Here is a 15,687-nt window from a genome sequence, read left to right as displayed (position 1 = left end):
TGCTGTCGTTCGTAGCTAATGCGGCGCGTTATGCCATTGATCGTCCCATCATTGCCAAATCAGCCTGCAACTGTATAAATAAACAGTCTTACGGGCGACTACGCTCGCGTACTACCGAACCGGACGTTCGATGCGCCAGGCTTTGGAAAATCCCCTCTATTACCTTGAAAACTTTCGGCAGGTGCTCGCCTGGGTTGGTGAACGCCATGGCGATCTGCTGGATGACCGTGAGCGATCATTTTTGCAGAGCTTTAAGGATGTGCCGCAGACATCCCAAGCGTTGCTGGTTCGTATGGTGATGCGCAAGGGATCTTTGTTTCGGGCCAGTAAGTTGCGTTATGCCGAGATCGGCTGCCCGCTAGCTGCCGCGGCGGCGCTCGTCGAGCAAGGTTGGATCGACGCCAACCCGACGCTGGATTTGGCCCAGCTGTTCGGTCTGCTTAAGAAGGACGAGCTGATCAAAGTGCTCGGACCTATGGCCTCCAGTAGCCAGCGCAAAAGCGACCTGCTACAGGCCTTGATGACCGAGCATGCACAGCCCAAACCTTTCGCCACTTGGTGCGAAGCGCTCGGCGAAGCGGCCTTCAGCCTGAACATCAGCGACTTTTGCGATCGGCTGCGGCTGATGTTCTTCGGCAATATCCATCAGGACTGGACCGAATTCGTGCTCGCCGATCTGGGCATCTTTCGTTACGAGCAAGTGAGCTTCTCCCCCGCTTCCCGCGCGTTTCACAGCCGCGACGACGTGGATGCCTATCTATATATGCATCGTTGCCGCGAGCGTTTCGAGGCGGGTGAAATGCTGGACGAGGTGCTAGCCGATATACCGTGCGCGCCCTACGCCAACGAATGGTTGGAGAACCGACGCGGCAAGCTACTGCTGAACATTGGTCGTCAATACGAGCGTATCGGTAATCTGCCGCAGGCGTTACGCCTGCACGCGGTCAATCGCTATCCCGGCGCGCGAGAACGTGCCATCAGAGTGCTCGAACGGTGCGGCCAGCCTGAGGCCGCTTTGCATCTGGCGAGTGAGGCGCAAACCGCGCCTGAAAGCGAACATGAAGCTCAGCAGCTACAGCGCATCCTCCCACGCCTGCGGCGTGTCCTCGGCGCGCCCGCTACACGCCGTAGCGCCGTGGTCGAAGCGGAGCGCATCGATCTGGTTTTGCCCCGCCAGGTTGGCATGAGTGTCGAGCAGGCGGTGCGGGAACATCTGTCTCGTAGCGAAGCGCCGGTTTACTACGTTGAAAATGCTTTGATCAATTCGCTTCTTGGCCTGCTGTGCTGGGAGGCGATTTTCGCGCCGCTTTCGGGGGCCTTCTTCCATCCATTCCATGCGGCACCGGCGGATCTCGCCCGCCCGGATTTCTACAGCCGGCGTGCCGGGTTGTTCGATGCATGCCTGGCCAAGTTGGGAACGGGCGAATACCGCGACTGCATTCGCCGGAGGTTTCAGGAAAAATTCGGTGTTCAGTCGCAATTCGTCAGCTGGGGGCTGTTCGACGGCCAATTGCTTGAGCAGGCGCTCGACTGTTTATCCGCCGCGCATCTACAGGCTTGTTTCCAGCGAATCCTGCGGGACGTGCCCAACCATCGCAGCGGTTTGCCGGACTTGATTCAATTCTGGCCCGGCGAGCAGCGCTACCGGATGATCGAGGTAAAAGGCCCCGGTGATCGCTTGCAAGACAACCAGAAGCGCTGGATCGACTTCGCGCTGCGTCATGACATGCCCATCGCCGTCTGCTATGTGCAGTGGGCTGAGGATGCGCCTTGAAGTATCGGGTCGCGGTGCGCGCCCTGTGCGAGTTCACCGCCAAAGAAGGCGATCTGGACCTGCGCTTCACCCCTGCACCCACCGCGCTTGAAGGTATCGCCGGGCATTCCACAGTTACCGCTCGCCGAGCCGAAGGCTATGAGCGCGAGGTGTCGCTGGAAGGACAGTACCTCGATCTGCTGGTCCGCGGCCGCGCCGATGGTTACGACCCGGCGCAGAATCGTCTGGAAGAGATAAAGACCCATCGTGGCGACCTCTCACGGCAACCGGTAAACCATCGTCACTTGCATTGGGCCCAGGCCAAGGTCTACGGCTGGCTGCTCTGTGAATCGCGCGGATTGGCATCGCTGAATGTTGCCTTGGTGTACTTCGATGTTGTCAGCCAAAAGGAAACCCTGCTGGTCGAAACCCTTAGCGCCGCAGAGTTGCGAGCCTTCTTCGAAATCCAGTGTCAGCGCTTCATCGCCTGGTCTGAACAGGAACTGGCGCACCGGGCTGAGCGCGACGAGGCGCTCATCAATCTGAAGTTTCCTTACGGCGAGTTTCGCAGCGGTCAACGGCAACTCGCAGAGGCGGTATACAAGGCCGCCTGTACCGGCACGCACCTCATGGCGCAGGCGCCAACCGGCATCGGCAAAACGCTCGCCACGCTGTTTCCCCAGCTGAAAGCGTTTCCAGGCCAGCAGCTGGACAAACTGTTCTTTCTCGCCGCGAAGACGTCCGGCCGCCAGCTGGCACTGGATGCGCTGACCAGCCTGAAGAACGACACCCAGACGCCATCGGTACGGGTGCTGGAACTGATCGCTCGCGATAAGGCGTGTGAGCATCCGGACAAAGCCTGTCATGGCGAGTCCTGTCCACTCGCCCGCGGCTTCTACGACCGGCTCCCGGCCGCCCGTGCAGAAGCCGTCACCTGCCAGTTTCTCGACCAGGCGACGCTGCGCGAAGTGGCGTTGGCGCACCAGGTCTGCCCTTATTACCTCAGCCAGGAACTCGCTCGCTGGGCCGATGTGGTGGTCGGCGACTACAACTATTACTTCGATCTTAGCGCCCTGCTCTACAGCCTCACGCTGGTCAATCAGTGGCGTGTCAGTGTGCTGGTAGATGAGGCGCACAATCTGCTCGAACGTGGCCGAAGCATGTATACCGCGGAACTAGATATCAGGAATTTCAGAGCTTTACGGACGATAGCTCCAGCAGCTCTGAAGAAGCCGCTCGAACGTATTCTGCGCTGCTGGAGCGATGTGCATCGGCTGCAGGAAGATAACTATCAGGTTCAGCCGGAGCTACCACACAAACTCATCAGCGCTTTGCAGCAAGCCATCAGCGCGATCACCGATTACCTCGGTGAAAACCCGTCAGGTCTCGATCCCGGATTGCAGTCGGCGTATTTCGATGCGATGCACCTCTGCCGCCTGGCTGAACTGTTCGGCGCGCATTCGCTGTTCGATTGCACGCTGCTGCCGTCACGGAATCGACAAAACGGGCGCAGCTCGGTGCTCTGCCTGCGCAATGTTTTGCCTGCGCCGTTTCTTGCGCCCCGCTTCCTCGAGGCGAGATCTTGTGTGCTGTTCTCCGCCACGCTCAACCCGCAGCGGTTCTATTCCGACACCTTGGGCGTACCGCCAAACCACGTCTGGGTCGATGTGGAATCGCCGTTCCGTGCAGAGCAGTTGCAGGTCCGCCTGGCGCGGCACATCTCCACGCGCTATCAGGATCGTGCGGCCTCGCTGCAGGCGATCGTCGACCTGCTTGCACAGCAGTATCACCAGCGTCGCGGCAACTACTTGGCATTCTTCAGCAGCTTCGATTATCTGCAGCAAGTGACCGCTCTGCTGGCGGCTCAGCATCCCGAGTTGCCCTTCTGGGAGCAGACGCGAGGCATGCATGAAACGGCTCGCAGTGCTTTTCTTGCGCGCTTCACTTGCGAGGGTCATGGCATCGGTTTTGCTGTGCTGGGCGGCGCTTTTTCCGAGGGCATTGACTTGCCCGGTGACCGGCTGATCGGCGCCTTCATCGCCACCTTGGGCCTGCCGCAGGTCAATCCTGTCAACGAGCAAATGAAAGCGCGGATGGATGAGCTATTTGGCACTGGCTACGACTACACCTATCTCTACCCAGGCTTGCAGAAAGTCGTACAGGCTGCCGGACGGGTAATCCGCACCACGGACGATCACGGCGTGGTTCATCTGATTGACGACCGCTTCGCGCGTCCACAAGTCAGACGTCTCTTGCCTGATTGGTGGAGCGATGCGGTTTAACCCGGCTTGCAGTCATCACACCTCCCCGTTTCCCTTGGCCGACGTTAGCCAAATAGCGGAAACATCTCGATTCCGTTTCATCGAGCTGCAATCTGCGAGTTAGACGAAAGTCTGACTCCTGACATTTCTTTACAAATTGCATTGACAAGGCTCTACCCGTAGCCATAATCCCTGATGTCGTATGACGACTGATAACAGATATCGGTCGCCTCGACACGCGCCGCCTGTTGGCTACCGCGCTACACCCCGCTTCGTTTTTAGCCTCATGGCAGCACGTAGCGGACTACTTAAAAAAGGGAGCACAACAACAATGACCCCACGCAATCCCCTATCTGCCGCCGTATTCGCAGGCACCCTGTCGCTGGCGCTTGGCGTCCCGGCCGTTGCTCACGCCGCGGACGGGTTCGTTGAAGGTACGAAGGTCTCGCTTGGTGCGCGTAACTTCTACATCAACCGTAACTTCGTCGATCCGGCCTATAACGATGGCCAGAACAAAGGCGAGGAATGGACGCAGAGTTTCATTCTCAATATCCAGTCCGGCTACACCCCTGGCCCGGTTGGCTTTGGTGTCGACGTGCTTGCCGGTCTGGCCGTCAAGCTCGACGGTGGTGGCGGTACCTATGGAACCGGACTGCTTCCAGTCCGTGGCTCTGGTGACGACCGTTATCCGGCTGATGACTATGGCCGTGTAGCGGTTGCAGCCAAAGCAAAGTTCTCCGAAACCGAATTGCGTGTTGGTGAATGGATGGTGGTGTTGCCGATCCTCCGTTCGGACGACGGCCGTTCGCTACCGCAGACTTTCCAGGGCGGGATGATCACCTCCAAGGAAATCAGCAACCTGGCCCTGTACGGTGGCCAGATGCGCCAGAACAGCCCCCGTGACGACGGGAGCATGGAAGACATGATCTACGGCGGCGCCAGTTCGGACCGTTTCAACTTCGCTGGTGGTGAATATTCCTTTACCGACAAGACCAAGGTTGGCGTTTGGCATGCGCGCCTGGAAGACATTTACCAGCAGAACTACTTCCAGATTCTGCATACCCAGCCTCTGGGCGACGACTTGGCGCTGACCGCGAACCTTGGCTACTTCACCGGTAAGGAAGAAGGCAGCGCCCTGGCTGGCGACCTGGACAACAAGACCTACTCGGGCCTGTTCGGGCTGCAGTTCGGTGCCAACACTTTCTATGTCGGCCTGCAGAAAGTAAGCGGGGACAATGGCTGGATGCGCGTCAACGGCACCAGTGGCGGCACCTTGGCGAACGATAGCTTCAACTCCAGCTACGACAATGCCAACGAACGCTCCTGGCAACTGCGTCATGACTACAACTTCGCTGGTGTTGGCATCCCTGGGCTTACCCTGATGAACCGCTATATCAGCGGCGACAACATCGAAGCCGGTGGTGTAGACGACGGCAAGGAATGGGGTCGCGAGTCCGAGCTGGCTTATACCGTACAGAGCGGTGTGCTGAAAAACCTGAACGTCAAATGGCGCAATTCCAGCATTCGTCGCGACTTCAGTGCCAGCGAGTTCGACGAGAACCGCCTGATCTTCAACTACCCGATCTCGATTCTGTAAGCGTCACCACGCTGGACGCAACACTCCTCGCTCCTGTTGCGGAAACTTTCGCCCGTCCTTATGACGGGCTTTTTTTTGCCCGGGCGGATGTGTTTTTGACGCGCCAGAAACGTTTCGTCTCCTACGGTCCGGGACGAGTCGTACGTTCGATGCTAATTCGGCAATTGGCCGTCATGGCCTCGCCGGGCGCCAAGATGCGTATTCCGTTCGTCATCGGGTCGTGCATGCCGAGCGCGTTGTTGGCGTGAGAGACCGGTTCCACTGCGAAAAAACCCATCTCCGCTGGCGGCGTAAATACCACTAAATGCTGGAGCGCACTGGTCATAGTCAGCGCGATTCCCTTCTCTGGCCAGTGAATCCATGCCCGCCCGTCCCAGCCGACGAAGCAATTGTCCAGGCCGGGCTCTGCCAGGCGTTCTGGCTGCCGAAAATCCCACTGAGCCGGAACGCTCACCAACTCAGCGGGTAGATTTCGTTCATCGTTGAGCCACACCGATTGCGCGGCGAATTGCAGCACGCAGTCGTCGTGACGGGCGAAATAGGGGTGCCAACCGAGCCCTGCGGGCATCGATCGCGTGTCGGTGTTGCGCAGATTCAGGCTCAACTCGACGCCCTGCTCGTTCAAGCGCAGTTCGTGTTCGAGTTCGAAGGCGAACGGCCAGTCAGACCTGCCCTCGCCTTCCGGCTGATGAGTCAGCCGCAGCGTCAGTTCAGTCTCACTCTGTGCAGTCAACATCCAACTGCGCTTCCAGGCGACACCATGAATCGGCAGAGCGTGATCAGGCGACAGGTTGCGCAACGAATAGCGCTCGCCTTCAAACTCGAAGCCGCCGTTGCCAACTCGATTGGAGAACGGCGCCAGAACGAAGCAGCCGGTACGACGCACGCTGTCGGAGCCGTCCCATGGGCGCAGCAGATCGATACCGTCAAACGTCAGTCGAGTAATCGCACCGCCGAGTGCCGGGCAGATTGACAGCCGAAGCGGGCCTTTTTGCAGATGCGTTTCAGACAGATCTGACGGCTGGTGTTGCATGCGGAATCCTCAGGCAAGTTGGACTTGCGAATACACGAAGAGACGTGAAGTCCCGCGCAAACGCGCTTGTGGCTCGCTGCGCGGGTGTGACGCCTGGGTATGCAAGGAACAGAACCAGAGCTTGTGGCCATGGTTCCAGAACGGCCGAAGCCGAAGTTTGAACGCGCCGGTAAGCGCACTCAAACAGCCGTCACCAACTCCCCGCGCTCGATAAACGTGCGCAGATTGGCTAACAGCAATTCTTCCATCGCCAGCCGGGTTTCTTCCGTGGCGCTAGCGATGTGGGGTAGCAGAACGACGTTCGGAAGATCGAGCAAGGCTTGAGGCACGCTTGGCTCTCGGGCGTAGACGTCAAGGCCGGCGCCTCCCAGACGCCCCTCAAGCAGTGCTTCGACCAATGCCGGTTCGTCCACCACCGAGCCGCGCGAGACGTTGATCAGCATGCCTTTCGAGCCAAGCGCATCCAGCACTGCGCGGTTGATCAGGTTGCGGGTGCTTTCCCCGCCTGGGCAAGTCAGCACCAGAAAATCACTCCAGCGCGCCAACTCGATCAGGTCGGATTCATAGCCATACTCACAACCTACGACCGGCCGACGATTGTGATAGCGCACCTGCATGTCGAAACCGCTGGAGCGCTTGGCGACGGCTTCACCGATGCGGCCTAGACCGACGATGCCCAGTCGCTTGCCGTAGACCTTTCTCGCCAGCGGGAGGCCGCCTGAGGGCCATTCGCCGTTGCGGACGAAACGGTCGGCACGCGACATCTGTCGAGCGCAGTCGATAACCAAACCGAAGGCAAGGTCCGCGACGCAGTCGTTGAGCACGTCTGGCGTATTGCTCACTGGAATACCCCGTGCCCGCGCCGCCCCTACGGCGATGGAGTCGTAACCAACACCGGAACTGATGATCGCTCTAAGGTTAGGCAGCCGCCCGATCAATTCCGCCGTGCAGCCGAAGCGCGCCGAGGTCACCACGATTTCGATGCGCTGGGCGTGCTGGTCGAGCAAGGCATCGGCGTCCTGGTCCCAGATGCGCAGTACTTCATGCTCCGCAGCCAGGCCGCGGTTGAAACGGTCGGTAAGGGGACCGAGCTGGAGAATGCAGGTCACAGAATTACCTCGATTGGGTGAACGATTCGGTTAGAGCACCTTGCCGGGATTCATCAGTCCTTTGGGGTCGAATGTTGCCTTGAGCGCGCGCATCAGCTCGAGTTCCAGCGGGTCCTTGTAGCGCAGGGCTGCGGCGCGCTTGGCCTGGCCGAGGCCATGCTCAGCGCTGATGCTGCCCTTGAAACTGACGGTGGCGTCGTAGATGACCTCCATGATCGCCTCCTGCTGCGCCTTGAACGCAGCATCTTCGGAGTCGATTGGCTTGCTGATGTTGTAATGCAGATTGCCGTCGCCGACATGGCCATAGGCGACGATGCGCACGCCGGGAAATTGCTCGAGAAGGCGCCGATTGGTGGTCTCGACGAATTCCGGAATGCAGCTCACCGGCACGCTGATATCGTGTTTGAGGCTCGGCCCCTCATGGTTCTGCGCCTCGGAAATGCCCTCGCGCATGGCCCACAGCGCCGCTACCTGGGCTTCGCTACTGGCGAGCACGGCGTCGGTCACCCATTCACCCTCCAGCGCCTCGCTGATCCCGATTTCTAGCAGATCATGAAGCGGCGCTTCCGGTTGGGTATCGCTGAGTTCGATCAGCACGTACCAAGGATGCACGTCGGCGAACGGATCGTTGCACCCAACAACGTGATGCAGCACAAAATCCACGCTCTGCCGCGACATCAGTTCGAAGCCGGTCAGGCGATCACCGCACAACCCGCGAATCAAGCCGATCAATTCGACTGCTGCCTGCGCGCTGGGCAAAGCGACCCACGCCGTCGTCACGCTGCGCACCGCTGGATACAGCTTGAGCACCGCCGCGGTGATGATGCCGAGGGTGCCTTCCGATCCGATGAACAGGTGCTTGAGATCGTAGCCGGTGTTGTCCTTGCGCAGTCCGCGCAGGCCATTCCAGATCTGCCCATCCGGCAGCACGACCTCCAGGCCAAGGGCGAGATCGCGCATGTTGCCGTAACGCAGCACCGCGGTGCCACCAGCGTTGGTGGCGAGGTTGCCGCCAACGGTGCAACTTCCCTCCGCGCCCAGCGACAGCGGAAACAGCCGCCCGACCTCCACTGCCGCCTCCTGCAGCGTCTGCAGAACCACCCCAGCCTCGACGGTGATGGTCTCGTTCGCAGGGTCCACTTCGCGAATACGTGTCATGCGGGTCAGTGACAGCACCACCTGGGTTCCGCTGACGTCCGGGATCGAGCCGCCGCACAGGCCAGTGTTGCCGCCCTGCGGAACCAGCGCGACCTGGTGTTCATGGCACAGCCGCACCACCGCCGCAACCTCATCGGTACTGGCCGGGCGCACCACCAGAGTAGCCTTGCCGCGGTAGGCGTTGCGCCAGTCGCTCAGATAGCTCTGCATGCGTTCTGCATCGCGAACGATGCCGGATGCCCCGACGATGGTCTCGATTTCGCGAATGAATTCGTCCGGCAGCGTACTCATCACATCCTCCTGCAATTGATCATCGTGCAGCGCATCGCGGTCAGGTGATCGGTGCCGGATTGAACAAGGTGATGTCGTTGTGAATCCTGTGCTGTTCGGCCCAGGTCTTTTTGCGGCCGCTGGCAACGTCCAGGTAGTAATGGAACAGCTCCCAGCCCAGCTCCTCGATGCTGGAGCGGCCGGTGGCGATGCGCCCGGCGTCCACGTCGATTAGGTCGGGCCAGCGCTCGGCCAGCTCGGTGCGGGTGGAAACTTTGACAACCGGTGCCATGGCCAGGCCATAAGGCGTGCCACGCCCGGTGGTGAACACGTGCAGATTCATACCCGCCGCGAGTTGCAGCGTGCCGCAGACGAAATCGCTGGCAGGCGTTGCGCAATAGATCAGGCCCTTGCCGCTGAAGCGCTCGCCAGGGCCGAGTACGCCATTGATAGCGCTGCTGCCGGATTTGACGATGGAACCGAGGGATTTTTCGACGATGTTCGACAGGCCACCCTTTTTGTTGCCTGGCGTAGTGTTGGCGCTGCGGTCAGCCGCACCGCGCTCCAGATACTGGTCGTACCAGTCCATCTCGCGCACCAGCGCCTCGGCCACTTCCGTCGTTTCAGCGCGGGAGGTGAGCATGTAGATGGCGTCGCGAACCTCGGTGACCTCGGAAAACATCACCGTAGCACCGGCGCGAATCAGCAGGTCCGAGGCATAGCCCAGCGCCGGATTGGCAGTGATGCCGGAGAAGGCGTCGCTGCCACCGCATTGCATGCCGAGTATCAGCTCGGAAGCCGGAACGGTCTCACGCTGGCGGCGGTTGAGCTTCTCTAGGCGAGTCTCTGCCAGTGCCATGATCTGTTCGATCATTTCACTGAAACCGGTATTGGACTCCTGCAGCCGGTAGAGCCAGGGCTCGCTGAGATCGACCGATGCATCGCCTTCATGCATTACCTGTTCGGCTTGCAACTTTTCGCAACCGAGGCTGATGACCAGCGCTTCGCCACCGAGATTCGGATTACGCGCCAGATTGCGCACGGTGCGGATGGGGATGTAGGCATCCTTTGCATTGATGGCCACGCCGCAGCCATAGCTGTGCGTCAGCGCCACCACATCATCGACGTTGCGATATTTAGGCAGCAGTTCTTTGCGGATGCGCGCGACCGCATGATCGAGCACGCCGGTCACACACTGCACCGTGGTGGTGATACCGAGCACATTGCGCGTACCCACCGTGCCGTCGGCGTTGCGATACCCTTCAAAGGTGAAACCTTCGAGCGGCTCGAGCCGTTGTGGCACGGCGTCGGCCATGGGCAGGCTGTCGAGCGGCGGCGCCGAAGGCATGCGCAGTTGGGTTTCCTTCACCCAGGAACCGCATGCGATGGGTTCGAGCGCGTAACCGATGATCTGGCCATAACGGCGTACCGGCTGGTCGACGGCGATGTCCACCAGCGCGACCTTGTGACTCTGCGGCACCGATTCGACTGTGACCAAACCGTCTTCGAAGCGGGCACCGGTCGGCACACCACCGTCGTTGACCACCACTGCTACGTTGTCCGCCTCGTTCAAACGGATGTAACGAGGCGAATCTTGATGCTGAATCAGTTCCACGGTTTCGTTCATTTAGGTCTCCGGTATGGCCCGGTTATTGTTGTCTTACGCTCGTCGAATGGATCTTCCAGACATGGCTCGAGCCGCGGTTGTGGGTGGGCCGGGCGATCCGCGTTAGCCCCACCATTTACTCGCTCCGTTGGTGGGCTGAAGCCCACCCTACTAAGCCGCTCAGAGCGGGCTGGGTCAGATGGTGAACTCGACATCGTAGGGTGGGCTTCAGCCCACCAAAGTCCACAGGCCAGCTGGCGAGCTGAAGCGGAGTACCGCCCAGTCCACTCTATGCAGCCGCGATGACAGTAGGGTGGATTCAGCCCACCGTTGTGCGCTCCGTTGGTGGGCTAAAGCCCACCTACAGGGTAATCAACGCACCATGCATGGCCGCTTGTTGTTGAAGGTCCACTCGGGAATCAGGTATTGCATGGCGATGGCGTCGTCGCGCGCGCCCAGGCCTTTTTCCAGATACAGCTCGTGGGCCTTTTGCAGCGCATCCCGATCCAGCTCAACGCCCAGACCGGCCTTGGCCGGCACAGCGACCTTGCCACCCACGATCTGCAGCGGCTCGCGGGTCAGGTATTGACCGTCCTGCCAGATCCAGTGGGTGTCGATAGCGGTGATCTTGCCTGGTGCCGCTGCGGCCACATGGGTGAACATCGCCAGCGAGATATCGAAATGGTTGTTGGAGTGCGAGCCCCAGGTCAGGCCCCAGTCGTTGCACATCTGAGCCACACGCACCGAACCGCTCATCGTCCAGAAATGTGGATCGGCGAGCGGAATGTCCACGGACTGCAGCTGGATTGTGTGGCCCATCTGCCGCCAGTCGGTGGCGATCATATTGGTGGCGGTCGGTAGACCGGTGGCACGGCGAAACTCGGCCATCACTTCGCGACCGGAGTAACCGTTCTCTGCACCGCATGGATCTTCGGCGTAGGCCAGTACGCCGTGCAGATCCTTGCATAGGTCTATGGCTTCGGCCAGGGACCAAGCGCCGTTGGGATCGAGGGTGATGCGCGCATCGGGGAAGCGCTCGGCCAGGGCACGGATTGCCTTGACCTCTTCGCTGCCCGGCAACACGCCGCCCTTGAGTTTGAAGTCTTTGAAGCCGTAACGCGCGTAAGCCGCTTCGGCCTGGCGAACAACCGTTTCGGGCGTCAATGCCTCTTCGTTGCGCACGCGGAACCAGTCGTCGCTGGCATCCGATTCGTCGCGATAGCCAAGGTCGGTCTTGTTGCGGTCGGCGATGTAGAAGAGGTAGCCGAGCATCTCGACTTCGTCGCGCTGTTGGCCGTCACCGAGCAGGGCCGCAACCGGCACGCCGAGGTGCTGGCCGAGCAGATCGAGCATGGCCGATTCGAGCGCGGTGATGGCGTGGATGGCAATGCGCAGATCGAAGGTCTGCAGCCCGCGGCCGGCAACATCGCGGCCAGCAAAGGCTTTGCGCGCCTGATTCAACAGGCCGTTGTAGTTGCCGACCGACTGGCCGACAAGAATGGCGCGAGCGTCTTCAAGCGTCTGACGAATCGCCTCGCCACCGGGGACTTCGCCAACACCTGTATTGCCGGCGCTGTCCTTGAGAATAAGGATGTTGCGGGTGAAATACGGACCATGTGCGCCACTCAGATTGAGCAGCATGCTGTCCTGACCGGCGACCGGCACCACTTGTAGTTCGGTAATTACCGGAGCGCCTTGATGCACTGGGTTGTTCATACGCGTCTCTCTATTGTTTTTATGGTCTGACTTGCGGAAAAACGTAACGAGTCGGCAGTAGGCACGACCCGATTATTCCGGATCGTGCCGCGTGCCGAGCGCAGCCCTATTAGCCGATGTAGGTGGTCTTCACCGTGGTGTAGAACTCCTGCGCATAGCGCCCCTGCTCGCGTGGGCCGTAGGACGAGCCTTTGCGACCGCCGAACGGCACGTGGTAATCCACGCCTGCGGTCGGCAGATTGATCATCACCATGCCTGCCTGGGAATGGCGCTTGAAGTGATTGGCGTACTTCAGCGACGTGGTGCAGATGCCGGCAGAAAGGCCAAACTCGGTGTCGTTGGCCATGGCAAGCGCTTCGTCGTAGTCCTTGACGCGAACCACGTTGGCCACCGGCCCGAAGATCTCTTCACGACTGATGCGCATATCGGCTGTACTGTCGACGAACAGGGTCGGCGCCAAGTAGTAACCTTCAGTGCCAAAGCTGACACGCTCGCCGCCGCACGCCAGGCGTGCGCCCTCTTCCTTGCCGAGCGCGATGTAGCTCAGATCCTGATCCAGCTGCGCCTGAGAAACCACAGGGCCAACATCGACGCCCTTCTCCAGTGCCGAACCGACCTTGATCTTCTTGACGCGCTCGATCATGGCTTCGACGAAACGATCGTAGATGCCTTCAGTCACGATGATGCGGCTGGATGCGGTGCAACGCTGGCCAGTCGAATAAAAGGCGCTCTGGGTAGCCAGCTCGACAGCGGTGGTGAGATCGGCGTCATCGAGGATGATCTGCGGATTCTTGCCGCCCATCTCCAATTGAACTTTGGCACCACGGTTGACGCACGTGTTGGCGATGCCGCGACCAACGCCTACCGAGCCGGTGAAGCTGACGCCGTCGACACGCTTGTCGTTGACGATGACTTCGCCGACTTCGCGCCCCTTGCCCATCACCAGATTGAACACGCCGGCCGGGAAGCCGGAGCGCGAGATGATCTCGGCAATGGCCCAGGCACAGCCGGGAACCAAATCAGCAGGCTTGATCACCACACAGTTGCCGAAGGCCAGAGCCGGAGCGATCTTCCATGCCGGAATGGCGATCGGGAAGTTCCACGGGGTGATCAGGCCAATTACGCCCAGCGGCTCGCGGGTTACTTCCACGCTCACACCCGGACGCACCGATTGCAAGGTCTCGCCCGCCTGGCGCAAGCATTCACCCGCAAAGAACTTAAAGATGTTGCCGGCGCGTGCGACTTCGCCGATTGCCTCGGGAAGGGTCTTGCCCTCTTCGCGGGCCAACAGCGCGCCGAGCTCTTCGCGGCGGGCAAGGATTTCCAGACCGACCTTTTCCAGCGCATCGGCGCGAGCCTGAATACCGGAAGTCGACCAAGCGGGGAATGCCTTGCGGGCTGCAGCGATGGCGGATTCAACCTGGGCAGCGTTCGCCTGGGCATATTCGCCGATGACATCCGACAAATCGGACGGATTGATGTTGGCCTGGTAGTTGTTACCAGCTACCCACTGGCCATCGATGTAATTGTCGTAACGCTTTACGTCTGCCACGGAACGCTCTCCTTGGTGATGTCCGCTAACAGGGGCAAGCCCGAACAGGCTGCCACTGTTGGCGGGTGGGGCGAGTGATAGGTCGGGCGGGCCGTTATTGAGCACCTTGCTTCTTGATCAGCGCTGCGAGCGCTTCGTACTCGTCTGGCAGCAGATCGGTCAGCGGCGCGCGGACCGGGCCGGCGTCATAGCCAGCGATACGCGCACCAGCCTTGACGATGCTCACGGCGTAACCTTTGCAACGGTTGCGGATATCAAGGTACGGCAGGAAGAAATCGTCAATCAGCTTGCCGACAGTTTCATGATCATCTCGGGAGATGGCCTTGTAGAAATCCATCGCCATCTTCGGAACGAAGTTGAATACGGCCGAGGAATAAACCGGGACGCCTAGGGCCTTATAGGCAGCAGCGTAAACTTCGGCGGTAGGCAGGCCGCCCAGGTAGGTCAGGCGCTCGCCGAGGCGGCGGCGGATCGAGACCATCAATTCGATGTCACCCAGACCGTCCTTGTAGCCGATCAGATTCGGGCAACGCTCGGCCAGTTGCTCGAGCAGCGGCGCGGTCAGACGGCAGACGTTGCGGTTGTAGACCACGACGCCAATATTGACCGATTTGCACACTTCCTCAACGTGCTTGGCAACGCCTTCCTGACTGGCTTCAGTCAGGTAATGCGGCAGAAGCAGCAGGCCCTTCGCACCCAGACGCTCGGCTTCTTGTGCGTAGGCGATGGCCTGACGAGTCGGGCCGCCGACGCCTGCGAGGATCGGTACCTGGCCCGCACAGGTATCTACGGCGGTCTTGATGACATCCGGATATTCCTGAGGTGTCAGCGAGAAGAACTCGCCAGTGCCGCCCGCGGCGAAAAGCGCCGTTGCGCCATAAGGCGCCAACCATTCCAGTCGCTTGATATAGCCGGCACGGCTGAAGTCGCCCTGTTGGTCGAAATCAGTAACCGGAAAGGACAGCAGACCAGAAGAGAGGATGGCCTTCAGTTCTTGTGGATTCATTGTTCGAGCATCCTGTGAAGCTATCGGTATGTGAGGTAGGGCCGCAGCCTTGGAGATACGTTATCGTACAACATCGAGAGATGCTACCTGTTTGTTCAAGATCTCTCGTCATTGGATCGGCCAAATATCTACGAACGTTCAAGCACCTATCTAGCGAATTCCGACGAATCATTTTTTGACGTCTTTCACGAGCAAGAAGCGAAACGGGAGCACGGCCAAAGGGCCACACAAGCGATTTTTAATTACCTCAGTGATTTGACATCCAACATTGGCGCTGATAAAAATCCCAACAAGTCATACGACAACGTATGACACCAAAACAACCAGAGCTCAAAAAGCCATGATGTTTCCGCACCTTACTTGCGCCCCGCAGCGCCAGCCCTATGTCGCTCTACGCAGACTGCTACGGCCTGTGCAGGTGAGCAATCATGCGTTTGCCCCCATCTCGATGAAGCTCTGTCATCCGTGCAGACATTGCCAAGGCTACATAAGCCGCACTCTCAGATCAGAAGTGCGCCTTCTGCATCCAAGGCTCAAGGCAGCCCTTTATTCCACTAGCTCGGCAAAAAGGAAGGACGCTGACCGCCCTTTCTATGCCGCGCTACTGACAATCCCTCGCTCACAAC

Annotated in this window: 10 protein-coding genes; 3 read left to right on the top strand and 7 right to left on the bottom strand. The window is 59.8% G+C overall.

The annotated features are described in order from the left end of the window. Window positions 1-130: 130 nt before the first annotated feature. The 3 genes from NAV33_RS00800 (at window position 131) to NAV33_RS00790 (ending at window position 5,611) form a co-directional block, all read left to right on the top strand. Window positions 131-1,774 carry a VRR-NUC domain-containing protein gene (locus NAV33_RS00800; RefSeq protein ID WP_255975926.1) on the top strand — a complete coding sequence of 548 codons (1,644 nt, stop codon included), beginning with the start codon at window positions 131-133 and terminating at the stop codon, window positions 1,772-1,774. After that, window positions 1,771-4,035: an ATP-dependent DNA helicase gene (locus tag NAV33_RS00795; protein ID WP_255975924.1), complete on the top strand. Its 2,265-nt coding sequence runs from the start codon at window positions 1,771-1,773 to the stop codon at window positions 4,033-4,035. The genes NAV33_RS00800 and NAV33_RS00795 overlap by 4 nt, the downstream gene beginning before the upstream one ends. Window positions 4,036-4,345: 310 nt before the next feature. Further along, entirely contained in the window at window positions 4,346-5,611 is a 1,266-nt protein-coding gene (locus NAV33_RS00790) for an OprD family porin (protein ID WP_255975922.1), read from the top strand. A gap of 121 nt (window positions 5,612-5,732) precedes the next feature. Here the strand turns inward: NAV33_RS00790 and NAV33_RS00785 are convergent, their stop codons facing one another. The 7 genes from NAV33_RS00785 to kdgD all read right to left on the bottom strand — a co-directional run bounded on the left by NAV33_RS00785 (window position 5,733) and on the right by kdgD (window position 15,061). Then, the gene (locus tag NAV33_RS00785; RefSeq protein WP_255975920.1) at window positions 5,733-6,644 is read right to left on the bottom strand and encodes an aldose 1-epimerase; all 912 of its coding nucleotides are present in this window, start codon (window positions 6,642-6,644) and stop codon (window positions 5,733-5,735) included. A gap of 179 nt (window positions 6,645-6,823) precedes the next feature. Next, on the bottom strand, window positions 6,824-7,753 hold the full coding sequence (locus NAV33_RS00780; RefSeq protein ID WP_255975918.1) for a 2-hydroxyacid dehydrogenase: 930 nt from the start codon (window positions 7,751-7,753) through the stop codon (window positions 6,824-6,826). Between the two features lie 30 nt (window positions 7,754-7,783). Beyond that, complete coding sequence (locus NAV33_RS00775) at window positions 7,784-9,202, bottom strand: FAD-binding oxidoreductase (RefSeq protein ID WP_255975915.1); 1,419 nt, start codon at window positions 9,200-9,202, stop codon at window positions 7,784-7,786. Window positions 9,203-9,242: 40 nt separating this feature from the next. Next, entirely contained in the window at window positions 9,243-10,796 is a 1,554-nt protein-coding gene (gene garD, locus NAV33_RS00770) for a galactarate dehydratase (protein ID WP_255976961.1), read from the bottom strand. 363 nt (window positions 10,797-11,159) lie between these two features. Continuing rightward, window positions 11,160-12,503, bottom strand: coding sequence for a glucarate dehydratase (gudD, locus tag NAV33_RS00765; protein ID WP_255975913.1), 1,344 nt, complete (start codon window positions 12,501-12,503; stop codon window positions 11,160-11,162). A 109-nt stretch (window positions 12,504-12,612) separates the two neighbouring features. Continuing rightward, window positions 12,613-14,055 carry an aldehyde dehydrogenase family protein gene (locus NAV33_RS00760; protein WP_255975911.1) on the bottom strand — a complete coding sequence of 481 codons (1,443 nt, stop codon included), beginning with the start codon at window positions 14,053-14,055 and terminating at the stop codon, window positions 12,613-12,615. Window positions 14,056-14,149: 94 nt separating this feature from the next. Beyond that, window positions 14,150-15,061 carry a 5-dehydro-4-deoxyglucarate dehydratase gene (gene kdgD, locus NAV33_RS00755; RefSeq protein WP_255975909.1) on the bottom strand — a complete coding sequence of 304 codons (912 nt, stop codon included), beginning with the start codon at window positions 15,059-15,061 and terminating at the stop codon, window positions 14,150-14,152. Window positions 15,062-15,687: the final 626 nt, after the last annotated feature.

The sequence above is a fragment of the Stutzerimonas stutzeri genome (genome assembly GCF_024448715.1).
Taxonomy (GTDB): Bacteria; Pseudomonadota; Gammaproteobacteria; order Pseudomonadales; family Pseudomonadaceae; genus Stutzerimonas; species Stutzerimonas stutzeri_AR.
This window is presented reverse-complemented; position numbering and strand designations above follow the sequence as displayed.

What these genes read in the sequence shown, in the direction of transcription:
- kdgD (WP_255975909.1), bottom strand. Translation starts at nt 15,061, where the DNA reads ATGAATCCACAAGAACTGAAGGCCATCCTCTCTTCTGGTCTGCTGTCC.
- NAV33_RS00800 (WP_255975926.1), top strand. Translation starts at nt 131, where the DNA reads ATGCGCCAGGCTTTGGAAAATCCCCTCTATTACCTTGAAAACTTTCGG.
- gudD (WP_255975913.1), bottom strand. Translation starts at nt 12,503, where the DNA reads ATGAACAACCCAGTGCATCAAGGCGCTCCGGTAATTACCGAACTACAA.
- NAV33_RS00785 (WP_255975920.1), bottom strand. Translation starts at nt 6,644, where the DNA reads ATGCAACACCAGCCGTCAGATCTGTCTGAAACGCATCTGCAAAAAGGC.
- NAV33_RS00775 (WP_255975915.1), bottom strand. Translation starts at nt 9,202, where the DNA reads ATGAGTACGCTGCCGGACGAATTCATTCGCGAAATCGAGACCATCGTC.
- NAV33_RS00790 (WP_255975922.1), top strand. Translation starts at nt 4,346, where the DNA reads ATGACCCCACGCAATCCCCTATCTGCCGCCGTATTCGCAGGCACCCTG.